This is a genomic window from Cryptosporangium minutisporangium (genome assembly GCF_039536245.1).
Classification (GTDB): domain Bacteria; phylum Actinomycetota; class Actinomycetes; order Mycobacteriales; family Cryptosporangiaceae; genus Cryptosporangium; species Cryptosporangium minutisporangium.
Genome location: NZ_BAAAYN010000007.1, coordinates 1 through 21,000 on the forward strand (window position 1 = coordinate 1; position 21,000 = coordinate 21,000).

General features: G+C 71.1%; 19 protein-coding genes. 12 read left to right on the forward strand and 7 right to left on the reverse strand.

The genetic code is table 11. The annotated features are described in order from the left end of the window. A partial coding sequence (locus ABEB28_RS06500; RefSeq protein WP_345727063.1) for a hypothetical protein occupies positions 1 to 289 on the forward strand: 289 nt, incomplete at its 5' end. Between the two features lie 73 nt (positions 290 to 362). Here the strand turns inward: ABEB28_RS06500 and ABEB28_RS06505 are convergent. Further along, positions 363 to 662, reverse strand: a complete 300-nt coding sequence (locus ABEB28_RS06505) for an antibiotic biosynthesis monooxygenase family protein (protein ID WP_345727064.1) — start codon at positions 660 to 662, stop codon at positions 363 to 365. A 411-nt stretch (positions 663 to 1,073) separates the two neighbouring features. On the opposite strand from ABEB28_RS06505, the gene ABEB28_RS06510 reads away from it, so the two are divergent. After that, positions 1,074 to 2,081, forward strand: a complete 1,008-nt coding sequence (locus tag ABEB28_RS06510) for a TerC/Alx family metal homeostasis membrane protein (protein ID WP_345727065.1) — start codon at positions 1,074 to 1,076, stop codon at positions 2,079 to 2,081. 136 nt (positions 2,082 to 2,217) lie between these two features. Then, entirely contained in the window at positions 2,218 to 3,216 is a 999-nt protein-coding gene (locus tag ABEB28_RS06515) for a TerC/Alx family metal homeostasis membrane protein (RefSeq protein ID WP_345727066.1), read from the forward strand. A 12-nt stretch (positions 3,217 to 3,228) separates the two neighbouring features. Here the strand turns inward: ABEB28_RS06515 and ABEB28_RS06520 are convergent, their stop codons facing one another. Then, entirely contained in the window at positions 3,229 to 4,770 is a 1,542-nt protein-coding gene (locus ABEB28_RS06520; RefSeq protein WP_345727067.1) for a PucR family transcriptional regulator, read from the reverse strand. A gap of 97 nt (positions 4,771 to 4,867) precedes the next feature. Here ABEB28_RS06520 and ABEB28_RS06525 point away from each other — a divergent pair, with 97 nt between their 5' ends. The 9 genes from ABEB28_RS06525 to ppk2 all read left to right on the forward strand — a co-directional run bounded on the left by ABEB28_RS06525 (position 4,868) and on the right by ppk2 (position 13,250). After that, positions 4,868 to 5,356: a nucleoside deaminase gene (locus tag ABEB28_RS06525; RefSeq protein ID WP_345727068.1), complete on the forward strand. Its 489-nt coding sequence runs from the start codon at positions 4,868 to 4,870 to the stop codon at positions 5,354 to 5,356. Continuing rightward, complete coding sequence (locus tag ABEB28_RS06530; RefSeq protein ID WP_345727069.1) at positions 5,353 to 6,321, forward strand: isopenicillin N synthase family dioxygenase; 969 nt, start codon at positions 5,353 to 5,355, stop codon at positions 6,319 to 6,321. The genes ABEB28_RS06525 and ABEB28_RS06530 overlap by 4 nt, the downstream gene beginning before the upstream one ends. A gap of 100 nt (positions 6,322 to 6,421) precedes the next feature. After that, complete coding sequence (locus ABEB28_RS06535; RefSeq protein ID WP_345727070.1) at positions 6,422 to 7,849, forward strand: purine-cytosine permease family protein; 1,428 nt, start codon at positions 6,422 to 6,424, stop codon at positions 7,847 to 7,849. 143 nt (positions 7,850 to 7,992) lie between these two features. After that, entirely contained in the window at positions 7,993 to 9,165 is a 1,173-nt protein-coding gene (locus ABEB28_RS06540) for a PAS domain S-box protein (protein WP_345727071.1), read from the forward strand. Continuing rightward, positions 9,158 to 9,529, forward strand: a complete 372-nt coding sequence (locus ABEB28_RS06545) for an STAS domain-containing protein (protein ID WP_345727072.1) — start codon at positions 9,158 to 9,160, stop codon at positions 9,527 to 9,529. The genes ABEB28_RS06540 and ABEB28_RS06545 overlap by 8 nt, the downstream gene beginning before the upstream one ends. Next, positions 9,513 to 9,938, forward strand: coding sequence for an ATP-binding protein (locus ABEB28_RS06550; protein ID WP_345727073.1), 426 nt, complete (start codon positions 9,513 to 9,515; stop codon positions 9,936 to 9,938). Before ABEB28_RS06545 ends, ABEB28_RS06550 begins: the two co-directional genes overlap by 17 nt. After that, positions 9,926 to 10,972: a SpoIIE family protein phosphatase gene (locus ABEB28_RS06555; RefSeq protein ID WP_345727074.1), complete on the forward strand. Its 1,047-nt coding sequence runs from the start codon at positions 9,926 to 9,928 to the stop codon at positions 10,970 to 10,972. Before ABEB28_RS06550 ends, ABEB28_RS06555 begins: the two co-directional genes overlap by 13 nt. Continuing rightward, positions 10,969 to 12,189: an ATP-binding protein gene (locus ABEB28_RS06560; protein WP_345727075.1), complete on the forward strand. Its 1,221-nt coding sequence runs from the start codon at positions 10,969 to 10,971 to the stop codon at positions 12,187 to 12,189. The genes ABEB28_RS06555 and ABEB28_RS06560 overlap by 4 nt, the downstream gene beginning before the upstream one ends. A 107-nt stretch (positions 12,190 to 12,296) precedes the next feature. Continuing rightward, positions 12,297 to 13,250, forward strand: coding sequence for a polyphosphate kinase 2 (ppk2, locus tag ABEB28_RS06565; RefSeq protein ID WP_345727076.1), 954 nt, complete (start codon positions 12,297 to 12,299; stop codon positions 13,248 to 13,250). Positions 13,251 to 13,312: 62 nt separating this feature from the next. Here ppk2 and ABEB28_RS06570 read toward each other — a convergent pair whose 3' ends face one another. The 5 genes from ABEB28_RS06570 to ABEB28_RS06590 all read right to left on the reverse strand — a co-directional run bounded on the left by ABEB28_RS06570 (position 13,313) and on the right by ABEB28_RS06590 (position 20,854). After that, a complete protein-coding gene (locus tag ABEB28_RS06570) occupies positions 13,313 to 14,209 on the reverse strand; it encodes an alpha/beta hydrolase family protein (protein WP_376981284.1) in 897 nt (298 codons plus the stop codon). Between the two features lie 364 nt (positions 14,210 to 14,573). Next, complete coding sequence (locus ABEB28_RS06575; RefSeq protein ID WP_345727077.1) at positions 14,574 to 16,367, reverse strand: tetratricopeptide repeat protein; 1,794 nt, start codon at positions 16,365 to 16,367, stop codon at positions 14,574 to 14,576. Between the two features lie 127 nt (positions 16,368 to 16,494). Next, positions 16,495 to 18,270 (reverse strand): sensor histidine kinase, encoded by a 1,776-nt coding sequence (locus tag ABEB28_RS06580; protein WP_345727078.1) that lies wholly within the window; start codon positions 18,268 to 18,270, stop codon positions 16,495 to 16,497. A gap of 71 nt (positions 18,271 to 18,341) precedes the next feature. Beyond that, positions 18,342 to 19,022 carry a response regulator transcription factor gene (locus tag ABEB28_RS06585; RefSeq protein ID WP_345727079.1) on the reverse strand — a complete coding sequence of 227 codons (681 nt, stop codon included), beginning with the start codon at positions 19,020 to 19,022 and terminating at the stop codon, positions 18,342 to 18,344. After that, positions 19,013 to 20,854 carry a sensor histidine kinase gene (locus ABEB28_RS06590; RefSeq protein WP_345727080.1) on the reverse strand — a complete coding sequence of 614 codons (1,842 nt, stop codon included), beginning with the start codon at positions 20,852 to 20,854 and terminating at the stop codon, positions 19,013 to 19,015. Before ABEB28_RS06590 ends, ABEB28_RS06585 begins: the two co-directional genes overlap by 10 nt. Positions 20,855 to 21,000: the final 146 nt, after the last annotated feature.

Sequence of the window (21,000 nt, forward strand, 5' to 3'; positions counted from 1 at the left end):
CGGGTACAGCGTCCACTCCAACGAGGCGGTTCCGGCCGGTCAGGTCTGGCTCTACGGCGTGCCGGACGACCAGACCTCGGCGTCCTACCTCTCCCGGTCCTACTACCTGGCGTGGAACCAGTGGCCGCAGGTCAAGCTGGCGGTCACCTACTGCGGCTACAAGACGCCGTCGGACAGCATCGGGCACCAGTACGGCTACCGGATCATGGAGGCGGACGGCACCGCGAAGCCGCAGCTCGCCGCGCTCGCCAGCATCCGCCAGGCGTTCGGGTCGCTGCAGACGCTCTGACCTTCCCGGCGACGGCCGGCCACCGGATCCGGTGACCGGCCGTCGCTGCGTCCAGCGCGTGCGGCGATCCGCTTTACTCGGAAGCGGGAACGTCCGTGAAGTGCTCGACGTGGGGCGGGCCGGAGAAGAACGGGCCGATCGCCGCGCGCCACCGGCCGAACCGGTCCGTCGCCCGGAAGTTCTGCTCGTGGGCTTCGACCGAGTCCCACTCCACCAGGAGGACGAAGCGGCTAGGGGTCTCGATGCCCTGCGTCATCCGAATCGAGCGGCATCCTTCCACCCCGATCAGCTCGGTGACCGCGGTGCGGTACGCGGCGGCGAACTCGGCCTCCTGGCCGGGCGTGACATCGATGAGCGCGACTTCCAGAACCATGCTGCGGAGCTTGCCAGCCGAGCGGAGGTCGCGGGGCGCGGGGGGTCGGCACCGGATCGCCCCGATCCGCAAATCTTTCAGTGCGCATCCGGCGAACCGCACGTACGATGCAAGCAAGTCGCACGCTGCAAGAGCCACGGGAAGGCACGGGGTCCGACCGTCTTGATCGAATCGGGACGAAGTCGGGATGAATACCGCTTCACCAGGTGAGGGATCGCTGACACTCACCGGCCCTGGCTGGCCGTGCGCGCGGGTGCCCCTTACTATTAGGTTCCGACGAGGGGAGTAGCCCCACGGTCCACCCGGTCAATACGGCGAGCGCAGCAGTACCGCGCAGACCCCGGGCACCGGCTCGCTTCGGCGGGTAGCGAGACCTCGGACACGTTCCGCTGCGCGTGATCCGGGGGCACTATGTCCGTTTCGTTGTGGGTTTGGGCCGCTACCATCGGTGGGTTGGCCATACTCGTCGCCATCGACATCTGGCATGCGCGGCGTCCCCACCACGTCGGATTCCGCGAGGCGACCACCTGGTCGGTCATCTACATCGTCGCGTCGATCCTCTTCGGCATCGGAGTGATGATCTTCGCCGGTGCCGAGCCCGGAACCGAGTTCTTCGCCGGCTGGCTGATCGAGAAGAGCTTGTCCGTCGACAACCTCTTCGTCTTCGCAGTGATCCTCTCGACGTTCGGGGTGCCCGACAAGCACCAGCAAAAGGTGCTGCTCATCGGCATCTTGGGTGCGCTGGTCATGCGGGCGATCTTCATCGCCGTCGGTGCCGCGGCCATCCACCGCTTCGCGTTCACGTTCGTCGTGTTCGGTGCGTTCCTGATCTACACCGCGGTCAAGCTCGTCCGCTCGCACGGTGCGCAGCCGGACGTCGGGAACAGCCGTGCGGTCCGGATGCTGCGACGGTTCGTTCCGGTCACCACCGAGTTCCCGGAGAACAGCGCGCTGACCGTGAAGGAGAACGGCAAGCGCCTGGCGACCCCGCTGCTGATCGTGGTCGCCACGATCCTCTCGGTCGACCTGGTGTTCGCGCTCGACTCGATCCCCGCCGTGTTCGGCGTCACCGAGAGCGCCTACATCGTCTTCACCGCGAACGCGTTCGCGCTGCTGGGCCTTCGGGCCCTCTACTTCCTCCTGATCGGGCTCCTCGACCGTCTGGTGCACCTGCACTACGGCCTCGCGGTCGTGCTGGCCTTCATCGGCGTGAAGCTGATCCTCCACTACGCCCACTCGGTGTGGCCGTCGGTGCCTGACATCCCGACGTCGGTCTCCCTGGCGGTTGTCGTCGTCGTGCTGGCCATCACCACGTTCACCAGCCTCCGGTCCACTCGTAAGGCCACGCACGCGGTCGAGGGAGTCGAGTCCGGGGCGGCCGCGGGAGGCCGCAAAGCCGGAGCCGCCGATCATGGATAGTCGACGGTTTTCCCCACACTTAGCGACGAACTTGTCGCACCATGTAAGACCTGGTCCGCGGTTCGGGTATGAGCAACACACACGCTCCTGCGCCGGCGACGGAGCGGGGCACACCAGTCGTAGAGAGGCCTGACCGGTGGATGTTCCTGCCTGGGTGCAGTGGAGCGTGCTCGGCGCGCTCATCGTCCTGTTGGCGTTCGACGTCTGGGTGATCGGCCGTCGACCGCACGAGCCGTCGATCCGGGAGAGCACCAGAGGTGTTCTCTTCTTCATCGGACTCGCGCTGGCGTTCGGCGTCGGCGTGTACTTCCTGGCCGGTGGCCGGTACGCCGGCGAGTTCTACGCCGGCTGGCTGACCGAGTACAGCCTGTCCGTAGACAACCTGTTCGTGTTCCTCGTGATCATGAGCAGATTCAAGGTGCCACGGGTCTACCAGCAGAAGGTGCTGCTGATCGGCATCGTGCTCGCGCTGGTGCTGCGCGGCATCTTCATCGCCGCCGGCGCCGCCGCGATCGAGCGCTTCATCTGGGTGTTCTTCCTGTTCGGCGCGTTCCTCCTCTACACCGCGTGGAACCTCGCGTTCCATCACGAAGAGGAGGAGGAGTTCAAGGAGAACGTGCTCATCCGCTGGTCGCGGCGGGTGCTGCCGATCTCCAAGGACTTCGGGGACGGCAAGCTGCGGACCGTCGTCGACGGCAAGCGCATCTGGACGCCGATGGTCGTCGTCCTGATCGCGATCGGGACGACCGACCTGCTGTTCGCGTTCGACTCGATCCCGGCCATCTTCGGCCTCACCCGGGAGCCGTTCCTCATCTTCACCGCGAACGTCTTCGCGCTGATGGGGCTCCGGCAGCTGTACTTCCTGCTCGGCGGGCTGCTCGACCGGCTGGTTTACCTCTCGATCGGGCTGGCGTTCATCCTCGGCTTCATCGGCGTGAAGCTGATCATGGAGGCACTGCACGAGAACTCGCTGCCGTTCATCAACGGCGGCCACCACGTCGAATGGGTGCCGGCAGTGCCGATCTGGCTGTCGCTCGTAGTCATCATCGGCACGCTCGTGGTCACGACGATCGCCAGCCTCTGGAAGTCCAGCCGCACCGCCCCCGAGCGCGAGCTCACCTCGACGAAGTCCTGACGACAGCGCCGCTCACCTGGCTGCGAGCAACGTCGCGGCCAGGAGGGCGGGGTAGAACTGCGGGTCGGCGGGGGAGTGGCCGAGCAGCGTCTCGATCCGCTCCAGGCGCTGGTACAGCGACTGCCGCCGGAGATGGAGCGCCGCCGCGGTCCGGGTGACGCTGGCACCGTGCCGGAGGTACAGCTCCAGCGTGCGCACCAACTCGGTGCGGTGCCGGGCGTCCCAGGCGACGAGCGGGCCGATCGTCCGGTCGACGAACGCGTCGAGCCGGCCCGGGTCGGCGTGGCGGCTGAGTTCCAGTTCGAGTGCGAGCGTCCGTGCCGACACCACCACCGGCCGGCTGCCGGGCCGGGTGGCGCCGCGACCGGTGCGGGCCAGGGCGAGGGCCAGCGCGGCCCGCGCTTGCTCGAGGGAGGACGCCCAACCCGCTGTGCCCGCGGCGTCCACCGCGTAGCCGAGCGCCACCGTGATCTGCGGCGCTCCGGACCGGCGTCCGGTCTCGTCGAACGCCGCTTCCGCCGCGCCGACCGGGTCGCCGGAGTCCGGGGTGACCACCAGTGCCAGCACCGATTCCCGGACTCGCGCCCGGAGAGCGGACGTCCCGAGCAGCCGCGCCGCCTGGTCGATCAGCGTCACCGCAGGCCGGGTCTCCGGTGCGTCGACCGCGACGCCGACGAGACGCCGTCCCGGCGGCGGGCGGAAGCCGGCGAGCCCGGTACGGACCGCGGCCTCCGCCGGTGCCGGACCGCCACCGGCGACCAGGTCGGCCAGGAGCGCGGCGGCGTGCCGCTCCCGATCCGTCGGTGGGTCGCCGGTGCGGAGGATCTCCACCGCGAGAGCGGTCGCCGTCCGCTCGACGGTCGACGCCAGGTCCTCCGGGGCCAGCGGGGAGCCGACTCCGGCCACCAGCCGTCCCCAGACCCGGCCGTGGACGATGACCTCCGCGTCCGCCACGGCGTCGTCCACCGTGGTCCACGCCGCGTGATCGTCCGGTACGCCGTAGGACGCCACGAGCGCCCCGCTCGCCGTGGTCAGGACGACCGGGGCTCCGGTGACGTCCGCGGCGGTCCGCAGCAGGCCGGCGACGCCTGCCCCGGCGATCAGCGCTTCGTTCAGCGCCCGGGTCACCCGGTCGCCGAGACGGAGTCGCCGCGCCCCCTCGTCGACGATTGCGGTGTTCGCGGCCTCACACATCCTGATGAACGGCACGACGGCGCGCAGCACCACGAGCGGTAGCCCGCATCGCTCGGCCTCGTCGACGAGCTCGGCCGGGACGTCCGGAAAGCTGCGCCCGAGCTCGACGGCGAGCCCGCTCACGCCCCGGTCGGCCAGCTCGCGGACGTAGTGACGGCGGGCGCCCGCGTCGCTGCCGGCCAGGCCGAGGCCGGTGGTGAGCAGCAGTTCGCCGCCGGACAGCAGCGGGCCGATCTCGTAAATCTCGCTCGAGTGCACCCACCGCACCGGGCGGTCGAGCGCGCGTTTCCCGGCCAGCACCTCCGGTCGGGCGTCGCGGACCACGTCGAACGCGAGCAGTTCGGCGAGGGTCAGCGCCATCGCGGCCGCCTCCCCGTCAATTCGTCCACCTGGAGCCCGCCCAGTATGGACGCGCTGTCAGTTGTCCACGGCGGCGGCCGGGCGCAAAGTGTGGGGCATGACGATCCAGACCGTGCTCGACCCGGCCGCGCTGCTCGCGGTCGCGGTCGAGGAGGCCAGGGCCGGGTTGGCGGAGGGCGGCGTCCCGATCGGCGCGGCGCTGTTCGCCACCGACGGCACGCTGCTCGGCCGGGGGCACAACCGCCGCGTGCAGGACGGCGATCCGTCGCTGCACGCGGAGACCGCCGCGTTCCGGAACGCCGGACGGCGACCCGGCTACCGCGACACGATCATGGTCACCACGCTCTCGCCGTGCTGGTACTGCTCCGGGCTGGTCCGCCAGTTCGGGATCGGCCACGTGGTGATCGGCGAGGCGACCACGTTCTCGGGCGGGCACGACTGGCTGGCCGAGAACGGCGTCGGCGTCACCCTGCTCTCCGACGCCGAGTGCATCACCCTGATGACCGACTTCATCCGGGACCGCCCGGAGCTGTGGGCCGAGGACATCGGCGTGGATCCCGACGACGTCACCGGAGGTCGGGGATGACAACGGTTCCGGTTCCTTCCATCGATCTCCGTCCCTGGTTCGCCGACGACGACGACGCCGCGCGCGCCGCCGTCGCCGCACAGGTGGACGCCGCCCTCCAGCGGTCGGGGTTCATGCTGGTCACCGGCCACGGGGTCGCGCCGGAGCTGCGGGCGGCGACCCGGGCGGCGGCCCGCGCGTTCTTCGCGCTCCCGACCGAGGTGAAGCAGCAGTACGCCGCGACGGTCGGCGGCCGGGGTTGGCTCCCGACCGGCGTCGAGGCGAACGGGTACGCCGAGGGCACCGAGACGCCGCCCGACCTCAAGGAGACGTTCGCGATCGGCGCCGACGAGCCGGTCGGCGATCCGGCGGCGGACGACGTCTGGTTCCTGCCGAACGTCTGGCCGCCCGAGGTTCCCGCGCTGCAGGACACCCTGACCGAGTACCGGGCCGCCATGCGGACGCTCGCCGACCAGCTGCTCGAACTCTGCGCCGCCGCCCTCGGCTTGCCGACGACGTTCTTCGTGCCCACCACCGACCACCCGACCTGGACGCTGAACATCAACTGGTACCCGCCGATGGGTGTCGTCGGCGAGCCGGAGGAGGGCCAGTACCGGATCGGCCCGCACACCGACTTCGGCACGCTGACGCTGCTGGACCGCGAGTACGGCAGCGGTGGGCTGCAGGTGTTCACCGCGGACGACGAGTGGGTGGACGCCCCCTACGACCCGGACGCGTTCACGATCAACGTCGGCGACCTGCTCGCTCGCTGGACCGGAGATCGGTGGCTGTCGGCGCGGCACCGGGTGTTGCCGCCGCAGGCCGACGCGCCGGACGAGGACCTCGTCTCGCTCGTGTACTTCTACGAGGCCAACCACGACGCGGTCGTGGAGACCCTGGAGCCCCCGATCGGCCGTGCCGCGCACCCGCCGGTGGTGTGCGGCGACTTCATCCGCGAGCGCCTAGACGCGATCTCGATCGGCTGACCCCGAGCGCTCTATCGGCTGAGCCCGAGTGATTTGACGCAGCACGGCGGCCGCACCCGCCGTCAACCCCTGGCGCCTACCGGCTGTGAGAGGACGACAGATGGCTGTGGCCGAAGAAGCGGGCGTCGAGCCGCTGCGGGAGGGCAGTTACGGCACCAAATTGGTCGCCGTCGAACCCGGCGGGATCGAGAAGATCCCACTCGCCGACCGGCACGGCCGGCCGCTCAACCTGTTCTGGACCTGGGCGTCGCCGAACCTGGAGTTCGCGACGATCTACCTCGGGGTGCTGTCCACGCTGGTGTTCGGCCTGACGTTCTGGCAGGCCGTACTGGCGATCGTGCTGGGCAACGCGCTCTCTTCGATCGCGCACGGCGTGCTCTCGGCGCGTGGCCCTCTCCACGGCGTGCCGGAGATGGTGTTGTCCCGCGGAGCGTTCGGCTTCTGGGGCAACCTGCTGCCGGCCGGGTTCCTCTCGGTGACGGCCGGTGTCGGGTGGTTCGCGGTCAACAGCGTGAGCGCGACGTTCGCGCTCAACTCGCTGACCGACCTACCGAAGTGGCTCTGCCTGGTGATCGTCGTGAGCGCGCAGGTCGTCATCGCGTTCCTCGGCCACAACTTCGTGCACTCGTTCGAGCGCTGGGCCTTTCCGGCGCTGGCGGTGATCTTCGTGATCGGCGCCGTCGTCGTGCTGAGCAAATCGAACCCCGGCGCGCCGGCCGGAGAGGGCAGCCCGGGGGTGGGAGCGGTCGGCGGCTTCCTGCTGACGCTCGCCGCGGTGTTCGGCTACGCGTCCGGCTGGAACCCGTACGCCGCGGACTACACCCGGTACCTGCCGCCGGACACCAACCGGCGTGCGGTGGGGATCTGGGCCGGTGCTGGGCTCTTCGTCGCCTGCACGAGCTTGCAGATCGTCGGCGCGGCGTCGGTCACGATCGGGCCGCCGAGCTCGGACAACCCGACGACAGCGTTCGTCGACACGATGCCGACCGTGCTCGCCAACCTGACACTGCTCGCGATCGTCGTCGGGGGCATCTGCGCGAACGTGCTGAACATCTACTCGGGGTCGATGTCGTTCCTGACCATGGGCGTGCGGCTGCCCGCGCACCTACGTCGGGCGTTGGTCGCGGCGACGTTCGGCATCGTCGGATTCGTCGTGGCGTACTTCGGGCTGGAGGACGCCGGACACAAGTACGAGGACTTCCTGCTGGTGATCGGGTACTGGATCGCGCCGTGGCTGGGCGTCGCGCTGGTCGACCTGTGGCTGCGCCGCGGTGACACCGACGGATCGGCGATCGCGCCGGTGCTCTACGACAAGCGGTACACGAACTGGGCCGGGCCGATCGCGATGGTGGTCGGGCTCGTGGTGTCGATCGGGCTCTTCGCCAACCAGGCCAAGTACACCGGGCCGGTGGCGGAGTCGAACCCGGCACTCGGCGACGTGACGCCGATCGTCGGGCTGGTGCTCGCGGCGATCGTCTACTACGCGATCCGGGTCGCCGCACTCCGCCGTACGCCGGTCTCCGCCTGACGTTCGCGTTGTCCGTCCGAGGGCCCCTTCCGCGGGAGGGGCCCTCGCGGTGTCCGGCTCGGCGAGATACCCCCGCAAATCGGGACACCGATAACTTTTGGTACATATGCTGTCACGGACTGCGAGCTTGGCGGGGGGCTGGCGTGGGTGACACGGTGCACGACGCAGCGCGTGCGGACATCGACTTCCGGGAGATGGTCGACGCCATCACCGACTTCGGCCTGATCCGGCTGGACGGGGACGGCCTGATCCAGGGTTGGTACGGCGCGATGAGCGACATCACCGGCTACGGTCCGGAGGAGGTCACTGGTCGCTCTGCGGGATTGCTGCACGCCGAGGGCGCTGAGGGTATCGGTGCCGAGCTCGCCGAGGCCCGGTCCGCCGGTCGGTACGTCACCGAAGGGTGGCGCGTGCGGAAGGACGGAGATCGGTTCTGGGCCGCCGTCACGCTCACTCCGCTCGGCGACGGCTACCTCAAGGTGGTCCGCGACCTCACCGAGCGCCGCGCGCAGGAACTCGCGTTGCGCAGCGTCGAGGAGACGATCAACAGCATCACCGAGTACGAGATCGTCCGACTGGACGCGGAGGGCATCGTCCAGTCGTGGAACCCGGGCGCCGAGCGCCTCCGGCAGTACACCGCGGCCGAGGTCGCCGGCCAACCGGTCTCGATGTTCTACTCGGAGGAGGAGGTCCGGCGCGGTGTCCCGGAGCGGGAGATGGCCGCGGCCGTGCGCGAGGGCCGGTTCGAGTCCGAGGGCTGGCGCCTGCGCCGCGACGGCAGCCGGTTCTGGGCCAACGACGTGCTCAGCCCGATCCGCAACCCCGAGGGCGACGTGGTGGGGTTCGTGAAGGTCTCCCGCGACCAGAGCGAGCGGCGGGAGGCCGAGCAGCTGGTCTCCCGGCAGCGGGACGAGATCCTCGAGCTGTCCACGCCGGTGATCCAGGTCTGGGACGACGTCCTCGTGCTGCCGGTCATCGGCACGCTGGACAGCGCCCGCGCCGCCAGGCTCACCGAGAATCTCCTGGAGCGGATCGCCCGTGACCAGGCCGAAGTCGTCATCCTCGACGTGAGCGGCGTGCCGGCCGTCGACACGGAGGTCGCCCAGCACCTGCTGAAAACCGTCGAGGCCGCCCGCCTGATGGGTAGCATCAGCGTGCTGTCCGGGGTCCGGCCGGAGACCGCGCAGGCCATCGTCCACCTGGGGATCGAGCTCGGCGCGCTCCGCTGCCGAAGCAACCTCAAGGACGCGCTGCAACTCGCGCTCCGGCTGGTCGGCGCATCGTTCGCTTCCGACAAGGCAGGCGTTGATGCCTGACGAGGTGCCGATCATGCGGATCGGCCGCAACCTACTGGTGACGCTCCAGGGCGACCTCGAGGACGCCATGGTCGAGCAGATCGAGCGGGTCGTCACCAACGAGGTGGCGCGCACGCAGGCGACCGGGATGCTGATCGACATCAGCGGCCTGACGCTGGTCGACTCGTTCGTCGCCCGGGTGATCGCCCGGCTGGTGGGCATGGTCCGGCTCCTCGGCGCGGAGACCACGGTCGTGGGCATGCAGCCTGCGGTCGCGATCACCCTCGTAGAGCTGGGGGTGTCGATGAAACACGTGCACACCGCACTCAACGCCGAGCAGGGGATGGCGCGTCTCCGGGGACTGCAGGATGAGCGTCTCGACTGACGGCAGCGTGCTCACGGTCACGATCGGCGCCGAGTCGGACCTGTTGCGAGTGCGCACGACACTTCGGTCGGAGTCACAGGCGGCCGGGCTCGGCCTGACGGCGGCCACCAAGTTCGTGACCGCAGGCAGTGAGCTGGCCCGGAACATCATTCGGTACGCCGTGCACGGTCAGGGCGAGGTCCTGATCGAGCCGCTGCAGCAGCAGGGCGGCCGGCGCGGGGTCCGGGCGACGTTCGTCGACGCCGGCCCCGGCATTACCGACCTGGACGCGGCGATGACCGACAACTTCACGACCGGGGGCGGCCTGGGGCTCGGGCTGCCCGGCAGCCGACGGCTGGTCGACGAGTTCTCCATCGACAGCGGCCCGAACCGGGGCACCACGGTGGTGATCACCCAATGGGCGCGGTAGCCGACGAGTCGATGGTCCGAAACCCGCACCATCGGCAGGTGGCGGTGGGCGACGACACCGCGGTCGGTGAGGCGCGGCGGATCGCCCGCAAGCTCGCCACCGACGTGGGTGCCGACGAACTCGGCGGCACCCGCGCGGAGTTGGTCGCCACCGAACTCGCCACGAACCTCCTGCGCCACGCGGACGCCGGCGGATGGATGCTGCTGCGGACCGTGCCGCCGAGCCGGGTGGAGATCCTCGCGGTCGACCGGGGGCCCGGTATCCGGGACCCGGCGGCGGCCCTGGCGGGCCGCGCACCGGCGCCGAAAGGCCTCGGCTGCGGGCTGGCGTCGGCCCGCCGAGCCTCGTGCCTGCTGGACCTGTACACCCGGGTCGGCTCCGGAACGGTGGTCCTGGGGTTGGTCGACGTCACCGACGCCGACGCGTCGGCGGAGCCCCGGCAGTGCGCCGGTGTCTCGATCGGGCTCTCCGAGGCCTGCGGCGACGGGTGGGCCGCGATCGAGGTGGACAGCCGGCTCGCGGTCGCGGTGGTGGACGGGATCGGACACGGCACGCCGGCGTCGGCCGCCACCGACGTCGTGCTGGACGCGTTCGGTCAGGCGCCCACCGAGCTGACGACGTTCACCAAGCGCGCCAACGAGGTCGCCCGGGGAACGCGGGGCGCCGTCGCCACCGTCTGCGTGCTGGACCCCGACACAGACAGCTTGTCCTGCGTGGCGGTCGGCAACGTCAACGGCCGGGTGCTCGCGGGCACCACCGAGAAGGGTCTGATCACGTTCAGCGGCAGCCTCGGGCTCGCGGCCCAGCCGCCGTCCGCGAAGATCCAAACCCACGACTGGCCGGCCGAGGCCACGCTGGTGCTCTGGACCGACGGCCTGCGCAGCCGGCTGGACCTGGCCGGCTATCCCGGGTTGTTCGCCCACGATCCGGCGGTGGTGGCGGCCGTGCTGCACCGGGACTACGGCCGGGGAACGGACGACGCCACCGTGGTCGTCGCCCGCCGGCCCGTGGCGACCGGGAACGGCCCCCGGTGAGCACCACCGGGAGCGGCGAAGCCACGGACATCGCCGCGCTCACCGCGGAGGTCGAGGCGCTGCGCGCGGAGCTGGACGAGACCAGCCGCGGGCTGATGGCGCTCTACGCGGAGCTCTCCACGCAGACCGAGGAACTGGAGCGTGCCCGGCTCGCCGCCGAGGAGGCCACCCGCGCCAAAGCCGCGTTCCTCGCGGACATGGGGCACGAGATCCGCAACCCGTTGAACTCGGTGATCGGCTTCGCCGAGCTGCTCGACGAGACCGAGCTGACCCCCGAGCAGGCCGACTACCTCAAGCCGATCCGGGCCGCCGGCGACCATCTGCGCAGCCTGATGGACGACCTGCTCGACTTCTCCAAGCTCGAAGCGGGGCACTTCACGTTCGAAGCGATCCCGTTCGACGTGGTCGGCTGCGTCGAGGACGCGCTGGCGATCGTCGCGCCGCAGGCGGCGGCCAAGCAGCTGAGCCTCGCTGCGGTGTTCACGCCGGACACCCCGACCACGGCCAGTGGCGATCCGACCCGGCTCCGGCAGATCCTGGTCAACCTGTTGGTCAACGCGGTGAAGTTCACCGCGGAGGGGCAGGTCTGGGTCGAGCTGGCGGTCGTGCGGACCGGGCCGGACCGGGCGTCCCTCTCGTTCGCCGTCCACGACACCGGGATCGGGATCTCGCCCGACGCGCTGGAGCGGATCTTCGTCCCGTTCGCGCAGGCGGACGCATCCACGACCCGGCGGTACGGAGGAACCGGCCTGGGGCTCTCGATCGCCCGCGAGCTCAGCGAGCGGATGGACGGCGAGCTGACCGTCGCGTCCGAGTTCGGCGTCGGCTCGACGTTCACCAGCACCGTGTGCCTCGACGTGAGCGCGGAGACGCTGGCCGACCCGGACGACCAGCCGCTGAGCGGGCGCACCGTGCTGCTCGTCCACGACGATCCGGTGGCCGAGCGGGCGCTCCGCGTTCACCTGACGGGCTGGGGAGCGGTCGTGCGGACCGAACCCGGACCGGTCGACCCGGTTCTCGCGGTGGTCGGAGCCGGCTCCGAGCCGCTCCTCGGGCTCGGACCGGCCGTGCCGGTCGTCGTGCTCGCCCCGTTGTCGGTGCGGCGCCAGACGTACGACGGCGTCGCCGCGGTGCTGTACAGCCCGGTCCGGCGGTCGCAGCTGAGAGCGGCGGTGAACGCCGCGCTCACCACGGTCACCGACTCCCGACCCGCGTAGACGGCGTCCGATCCCCGTTCATTTCCCGTTCACGCCGCTCGGCGACGGTTCAGGCAGCGGCCACGACGGGTAGCCGGGAGTGGATGCACCACAGAAGGGGGTCTGCGATGACGGGCGAGACGGTGGACGCCAGGCCGGCCGAGGCGTCGTTGAGCGGCAGCGATCTGGACTTGCTGTTCGACGAGACCGGCGGTTTCCTGCTCGAGCGCGCGCGCGACTACCTGATCGAGAACTACGACGACGACGATCCGGTGCTGCGCAAGCTGGACGGCGAACCGGTCGACACCTGGCGCGAGGGTTACCCCTACGACCAGCGCATGTCCCGGGACGAGTACGACCGCGTGAAGCGCCTGCTCCAGATCGAGCTGCTCAAGCTCCAGTACTGGATGAAAGACACCGGCGAGCGGCTGGTCATCCTGTTCGAGGGCCGGGACGCCGCGGGCAAGGGCGGGACCATCAAGCGGTTCCTGGAGCACCTCAACCCGCGGGGTGCGAGCGTGGTGGCGCTGGAGAAGCCGAGCGAGCGCGAACAGAGCCAGTGGTTCTTCCAGCGGTACGTCGCGCACCTGCCCGCGGCCGGTGAGATCGTGCTGTTCGACCGCTCCTGGTACAACCGGGCCGGCGTCGAGCGGGTGATGGGCTTCTGCACCGACGAGGAGTACGAGCAGTTTCTCAAGGACGCGCCGCGGTTCGAGGACATGCTGGTGGAGAACGGCATCAACCTGATCAAGCTGTGGTTCTCGGTGACCCGGTCGGAGCAGCGGACCCGGTTCATCATCCGGCAGATCGACCCGGTCCGGCAGTGGAAGCTCTCGCCGACCGACGTCGCCTCGCTCGACAAGTGGGACGCGTACACCGACGCGAAGGAGGCGATGTTCCTCCACACCGACCTCGCCGAAGCGCCGTGGACGGTCGTGAAGAGCAACGACAAGAAGCGCGCCCGGGTGGAGGCGATGCGGTACGTGCTCTCCCGGTTCGACTACGCCGACAAGGACGAGGAGGTCGTCGGCGAACCCGACCCGCGGATCGTCGGCCCGGCGGCCAGCGTCCTGCCCGACTGAACCGCGTCCGCCGCAAGAATGCCCGCCGCACCCGCGGCGGGCATTCTTGTCGGATCGGCGAATCAGAACGGGCAGGTATTCATCGACGCACTGACCGGAGCGAATAGTCCGGTGGACGGTCCGGGACAGAGGAACTGCGTGTAGCGGGTGTCGTTGTCCACCCATCGCTTGAGCCACGAAATGAAGTATTTCGCCATCGTGGTGTTCGCCGACGTCGGGAAGAAATGGTCGGCGTTCCGGAGTTCGATGTAGTCCTTCTCGGCTCGGGTGATGCTGTTGTAGAACGGCTTCGCGTGGTCGTTCGGTGAGGCGACGACGTCCGACGAGCCGCCGAAGAACATCGTCGGCACGGTGACGCTCGACCAGTTCCGCTCGCCGTTCCAGGGCGCCATCCCGACGATCGCCTTGAGTGACGGGCGCTGCAGCGCGGCCCGCCGCAGACCGCCGCCGCCCATGGACCAGCCGGCCGCCGCGAGCCGGGTGCGGTCGATCCGGCTCGCGACCGAACTGCGGTTGGTCGCCCAGTCCAGCGCGGCGAGCGCCTGGTTACCGCGGGCGTCGGGCAGGTCGGTGGTGCCGCTGGTCTCGATGCCGACGACCACGAAGCCCTGGGACGCCAGGCGCGGGCCGAGCCAGTTGAGCTGGGCCCAGACCGAGAGGAAGCCGGGCACGATCACCACGGCGCCGTACGTCTGGCTGGTGTCCCTGGGGTAGTAGATCTGACCGCCGCCGAAGCCGGTGGCGCCGACGATCGGTTGCGAGTCGACCGCGAACGGCCCGGTCGTCGCCTCGATGCTCGCGTTGGTCGGGTCCGGTCCGCGTTGGTAGGGGTTGTCCGCCGCCTGGGCGGTGGGGGCGGCGGTGAGTCCGCCGGCGACCAGCGCGGCGATGATCAGCAGGAAACCCGGTAACGGGATCCGCCCGCGCCGGGAACGGCCGGGACTTCGGAGAAAGGACAGCACGTCGTCGTACACCTTCCGGTTCGAGGGTGTGGCGACGGCGCGGGACCGGCGAGGAGCATTCAACCGCTGACGTTCGCCATGGGCCGGCTGAATAATCCTCACTCGGGCAGGCCGAGGAAACGCTACGGGTGACGATTTCCCGCGCGCGCCGTCACGAGGATGCGGATGACGGAAGTATGCGGCGGCGCGAAATGGAAAGGGGCCCGTGCGAGCGAAGATCGCTGCCGAATGACAAAACATCGCACGCCGAATTCGGACAGCGAGAATTCGTTGTCATCCCGCAGAGTGCGTTCTGGCGCGGAGGCCGCGGCCCGGCCGCCCGCATCGGCGGCCGGGCCCATGAACGAACCGAGGTGGCGGGTCAGGACTCCTCGGCGCGCGCCCGTTCGAGCGCGGCGAGCGTCTCACCCGCCAGGTCGTGGAGCGGGTGGTCCGGCGCGGTCGCTTCGCGCAGCGTCCGGTACGCGGCGATCGCGGCGTCCAGGTCGGTGAGCGCGCCGCGCCGTCCGAACCGCTCGCTCAGCGCCAGGCCGAGCCGGAACGTCACCGCGTTCCGGCCGTCCTGCTCGGTCTGCCCCGGCTCCGGTGCGTCGACCGGAGCGGGCGCCTGCTCACCGGACGGCCCCGCACCGGACGGCGCCGCACCCGACGGCATCTCACCGGACGGTGCGTCGCCGGGTAGCGTCTCGCCGGAGCGGACAGCCGCCGCAACCGCCTGCAGCCGAGCGTCGGCGTTGCCCTGAGTACCCGCGGTCGACGGCGTCGCATCACCGACCGGGGGTGTCCGGAGCGGGGCGCGCAGCGCCTCGCGGAGGAGGCCGACCGCCTCGTCGAGGTCGGCGTCGCGGCCGGGCCGATGGCTACTCGTCTGCAGCAGGTACCCCAGCGACGCCACCCGTCCGGGCAGATCGGGGTGGTCGTCCTCGGTCGCGGCGACGGCGGCCTGACCCAGCTCCAGCGCCTCGCCGATGTCCGCCTCCGCGCCGTAGCGCTCGAACCGCTCGGCCAGCACGGTCGCCAGCCGCATGCTCACCGCGGCGGGCTCCGGCGTGCCGCTGCGCTGCGCGGAGACGAGCGCCTGCCGCAGCGTCGCGACCGCTTCTTCCAGGTCGTCGCGCCGCTCGTGCAGCTCGAACCGTTCGAACAGCGCGTCGCCGAGCTGCCAGCGCCGGACCGCCAGACCCGGGTGCCCGCTGGGTCCGCTCATGATCGACGTCCGCGCGTGGGTGATCGCGTCGTCCAGGTCCGCCGATTCGCCGTCGCGGTCCCACCGCTCCTTGAGGACCGCCGCCAGGCACCAGGACGCCTCGTGCTGCTCCGGGCTCTCCGGCGGGAGACCCTCGGCCGCGCGCCGCAGCGCGTCGATGGCCTGGTCGAGGTCCTCGTCCTTACCCGAGTTCGCGTGCCGGTCGGCCAGCGCCAGCCCGAGGTTGGCGTAGTAGCCGGGGCGGTTCGGGTCGCCGTCCACCGCGAGCTCGGCCGACTGCCGGAGCGTGGTCACCGCGGCGTCGATGTCGGCTGGCCGGTTCCGGACCCGGTACCGCAGCCGCAGCGCCAGCCCGAGGGTGCAGAGCGCGCCGGACGTCCGGTGGTCACCCTTGCGCATCGCGTCCACGGCCGTGCCGGCGGTGCGGATCGCGTCGTCCAGCAGGTCCGCGTCCTGCGCCTCCTCGGCGCGCGCCAGCAGCGCGTCGGCGTACCCGGCGAGGAACCCGGAGCGGGCCGGGTGGTTCGCCGGCAGGGTGGGCAGGCCCTCCTCGTAGAGGGTCAGTGCCTCGCCCAGATCGGACTCCTGGCCGGTCTCGCGGTAGCGCCCGACCAGCGTGTCCGCCAGGTCGGCGCGGGCGTCCACCACCGCGGGGTGCTGCGCGGGCGTCCCGGCGAGCAGTTCGCGGAGCAGGGCGACGGCGTCGTCGAGATCGGCCGGGTGGGCGTAGACGCCGAAGCGGACCTGCAGGGCCGACTTGAGGCTCCACAGCGGAGCCAGCCGGGTCGGGTCGTCGGCCGGGAGCTCGGCGGCGACCCCGCGGAGCAGCACGACGGCCTCGTCGAGGAGGTGCGGGTCGTGCTCCTCCATGGCCTGCTCGATGAGACGGTCGGCGTGTCGGACGCGGGCCGTCGTGTCAGGCTCGGTCTTTTGTGCGGGGGCTGCCACCATTCCTCCACCATCGTTAACGGGTGACCCAAATGTCGCCTGGTGGCCCTCAGTATCTGCGAAGTCACTGAAGAGTGGGGGACACCCACATCCCCGGAACGGTGTGCACCCGCGCGAGTGGTGTGCGTCAGTCGAACGGCAGGCGGACGCGGACCGTGGTGCCGACATCCGGAGCGCTCAGGATCTCCACCTCGCCGCCCAGAGCCCTGGCCTGGTCCCGGATCCCGGCCAGACCGCCCTCCGCGACCGGACGTGCACCGCCGACTCCGGCGTCGACGACCTCGCCGACCAGCTGGCGGTCCTCGGCGTAGACGCGCACGACGACCTCGTCCACCTCACCGTGGCGGGCCGCATTGGTCAGCGCCTCGGCCAGCGCCAGGTACAGCGCCCGCTCCAGACCCGAGGACGGCCGCACGTCGGTGATCTGCAGCTCGACGGCGAGGTCGAGCCGCTCGGCGAGGCTCTCCAGCGCGGCGGGCAACCCGCCCTCGGTGAGCTGCCCGGGATGGATGCCGCGGGCGAACGCGCGTAACTCACCGAGCGCCTGGGTCGCCGCCTCCCGCGCCTCCCGCAGCGCGGCGCGCGCTTCCGGCTCGGCGACCGACGCTTCGACCGCGGCCAGCCGCATCGCGAGCGCCACCAGCCGCTGCTGGGCGCCGTCGTGCAGGTCGCGCTCCATGCGCTGCCGCTCGGTGGCCTCGGCCTGCAGTACCCGCATCTGCGCCACCCGGACCTGTTCGATGCGGGCCTGCACCTCGGTCTGCAGCTGGGCGTTCTCCAGCGCCCGCCGACCGGCCAGCAGCGCGGAGGTGACCAGCCCTTCGTGCCGCCGCAGCGCCGGGTCGGTGTCGACGATCGCGAGCGGCTCGCCGCCTTCCGTGACCACCGGGAGCCGCCACCGCCCGGCATCCTCCCGGGACGACGGTGACGGCACGACCCGGCCGGTGTAGTCGACGTACTGGGCCTGCCGCGGTACCCAGAACCAGACGTCGAGCGACGGGTCGCGGAGCACCGCGCGGAACGCGTTCCGCACCTGTGCGGCCGAGGGCGGGCGGGTGAGCTGCAACAGCTGGTCGGCGACCGCGACCTCGGCCCACCGACGCCGGAGCCCGACGGCGAGCAGGGCGAGCGGCACCGAGAGCGCGAGCGTGCCCTGGATCAGATACGTGTCCAGCTGCTTGTCGAGCCCGGTGATCGCTCCGGTCTGGACGAACGCGGAGAGCAGGCCGACGACCGCGACGGCCGCCAGCACCGGAAGCGTCAACGCCCGCTCGACGCCGTGCAGGCGCCGCTGCCGCCACCAGATCACCGCCGCGAACGCGGCCGCGATCGAGAGCGTCAACGCGGTGACGGCGGCGAACGCCCAGTTCTCGACCGTGTCCGAGTGCGCGACGCGGGGCCACCAGACGTCGTCGGCGAAGCCGTACGTCGACGCCGGCGTCGCCAGGCAGAGCGCGACCTGGCCGCCGACCAGGACGAACACCGCTGCCGCCGCGAACCACCGCTCCGGCCGGCCGTGCAGGCGACCGTCCGGGTAGTAGAGGATCCCGATGCTGCCGAACAGGAAGAAGAACGACTGCGCGAACGCCGAGACCAGCGGGCCCGGCCCGGCGTTCCAGGCGGCCAGCCACGTCAGCGCCCAGCAGAAGGCGGCTCCCACCAGCAGCAGGCCGGTCGGGCGCGTGCCCCGGCCGGTGGCGAGCAGCACGCCGGCGGCCGCGGTCGTCCCGCATTCGAGCAGCGTGATCGCCGCGGCGGGGGTGTGGACCTGCCAGTGCGGCCATCCACTCAAGACCGCCGCCAACGCGGCCGCGAGCCCGACGAGGATCGCGCCCTGCCGGGGGTGACGCTCCAGAGTGGCGCGCAGGCGTCGTCCGCTCCGCGAGCCGACCTCTGTAACCACGAGGTCACCCTAGGGGCAGAATCAGTGTGCTGTGTTCGCTTGTGCCCGCTCCGTATCCGGATTGGGCGGGCTCATAAGTCGGCGGCGCCATCCTGCCGCCGGGCCCGCAGATAGGCGAGGACCGCGGAGACTCGCCGGTGGTGACCGGTCTCGGTCGCGGGAAGCCCGAGCTTGGCGAAGATGCTCGCGATGTGCTTCTCGACCGTCTTCTGGTTGAGGACGAGGATCGTGGCGATGCCACTGTTCGACCGGCCCTCCGCCATGTGCCGGAGGACGTCTTTCTCGCGATCGGTCAGCTGCGAGACGCCGGGGCTGGTGGAGCGCTTGCGGCGCTGTTCGAGGAGTCGCTCGACGACCTCGGGCTCGATCACGGTGTCGCCCGCGGCGATTCTGGTCAGCGTGTCCTGCAGCGTCGCGACGTCGGCGACCTGCTCTTTGAGGCGGTACCCGACGCCGCGGGAGCCGATCTCCAGCAGGCGCATCAGGTACGGCGTCTCGGTGTAGTGGGAGAGCATCAGGATGCCCAGCTCGGGCCAGGTCTCCCGGAGCCGCTCCGCGGTGGCCAGGCCACCGTCCGGCTTCGGGGGCATGCGGATGTCGAGGATGACGACGTCCGGCAGATCGTTGGTGATCTTCTCGAACAGTTCGTCGCCGTCGGCGGCCTGGGCGGCGACCTCGACGCCGGCGGCCGAGAGCAGGAGGCACAGACCGTCCCGGAAGAGGGCCGCGTCGTCGGCCACGGCTACGCGCATGGGATCCTCGCCGCCACCGTGAAGTCGACGCTCGCGCCGTCGGTGACCTCGGTGCTCGGCGCGAGCAGCTCGCCGCCGATCGCGCGGATTCCGCTCCCGAGCGGAGCGAAGTACTTGGCGCTCTGGTCGCCGTGGGCGTCGCCGACGCCCACGGCGGTCGTTCGTACCCACAGATCGCTGCCGCGGGTCGTGACCTCGACCCTGATCTCGGCGGCGTTCAGCTGTCTTGTCACGATCGTCAGCACCTCGGTCGTCGAGTAGTAGGCCACCGCTTCTACCACTGGCGGGAAGCGCCGGGCGGGGGCGGTGATCGTGACCGGTACCGGGAACCGGTCGGCGACGGCCTCCAGCGCCGGACCGAGCCCCGCCTCGGTCAGTGTGGTCGGATGAATGCCGTCGGCCAATTCGCGCAGCTCGCGGAGCACCTCGCGGATCTCGTCCTGGATCTCGCCGACCAGATCTCTGGCCCGCGAATCGAGCGGAACCGTCGCGCTGGCGGCCCCGATCCGCATGGTCAGGGCCGCCAGCCGGTGCTGGGCACCGTCGTGCAGGTTCTGCTCCAGGCGTCTTCGCTCGGCCCAGCGGGACTCTTCCACCTCGCGGTGCGCGGCGGTCAGGTCCTGTCGTTCGGCGCGCAGCCCGGCCTGCAAGCCGGCCAGCGCGAGCGCTGGGCCGGCCGCCCGTACGGCGGTGGTCACCAGGTCGGTCCGGTGCCGGTGGTGCGCGCTGCCGACGAGGATCGCCACCGGCTGGCCCGCGTCGAGCTTGAGGTCGGGGGACGGGAGATCGGGCGACGTTCCGTTCAGCGGCCGGTCGGCCGGGTGGGCACGGTCGGTGGGTCCGCGACCGTTCTCGGACTCCAGCGTCCGACCGTCCTGGCAGATCACCGCGAACCGATCGCTGGCCGGCACCTCGACCTCGTGGCCGTCGGCGTCCACGTACCGGCGTAGCCCGCCAACCCAGTACCCGACCTCGATCGACGGGTCGCGGAGCGCGCGGCGGAGCGCGGACTGCAGGCGGTGCGGGCTCGCCGGCCAGGACAGCCCGGTGACCGCGTCGGCGACCTCCGCCCGCTCGGCGGCCAATCGCGCGGTGGCGGCGACGACCGTGAGCGGCAGGGCCAGCAGCGCGATGCCGATCACGGTGGGCACCCAGAGTTCGCCCGTCCCGGACGGTGACCCGGCCAGCGCCCAGGCCACCAGCACCGCGACCGCCGCGACGACGGCGGGCAGCTGGGCGGTGCGCAGCGTCCGCCGCTCCAGCCCGCGGACCCGGCCCAGCCGCCGGCCGACCAGCGTGAGGAACGCGGCGATCAGCGCGAGATCAGCGATGTTGGACACCGTGCGAACGACCTGAGCGCCGTCGGTGATCGCCAGCAGGACGTCACCGGTGACCATGGTGACCGTGGCCACGATCAGGTAGCGGCGCTCCCAGCGGTTCACGCGGTGTGACCAGTAGAGGAGCGCGGCGGTCAGCAGCAGCCAGAACGCCGAGTTGAAGAGCGACCCGACGATCGCCGGGATCGCCGGATCCCACAGCCCGATCCAAGTGCCGGAGCGGCAGACCCCGGCGATCCCGAACGCCCACGGCACCGATCGGCCCCGGGTCCCGGCACCGGCGCCGCGCAGCAGCGGGGCGACCGCGGCGTGCGCGATGGTCAACAGCGTGTTGACGCTCGCGAGCAACGGGTTGACGTGCCAGAGCGGCCACTGGAGCACGGTGGTGACCGCGACCGCGGCCACGACGACCCCGATCACGGTGGTCGCCAACCGCACCCGCTCGGGCAGCGACGGCCGGGCCGGCCGGGTCAGCGTGACGCGCTCCGCGTACATGCACTGTGCTTAACCGGTCCGCATCGGCGAGTACAGAGGGTGTACCCCCAACTCGGCCACCGGGGCGTCACCCGAACGGATTCGGGGGACCGCACTGGCGCCGGCTCCGGCCGCTCCCGGCAAGCTGAGCGGCACGGTCGGCCGGC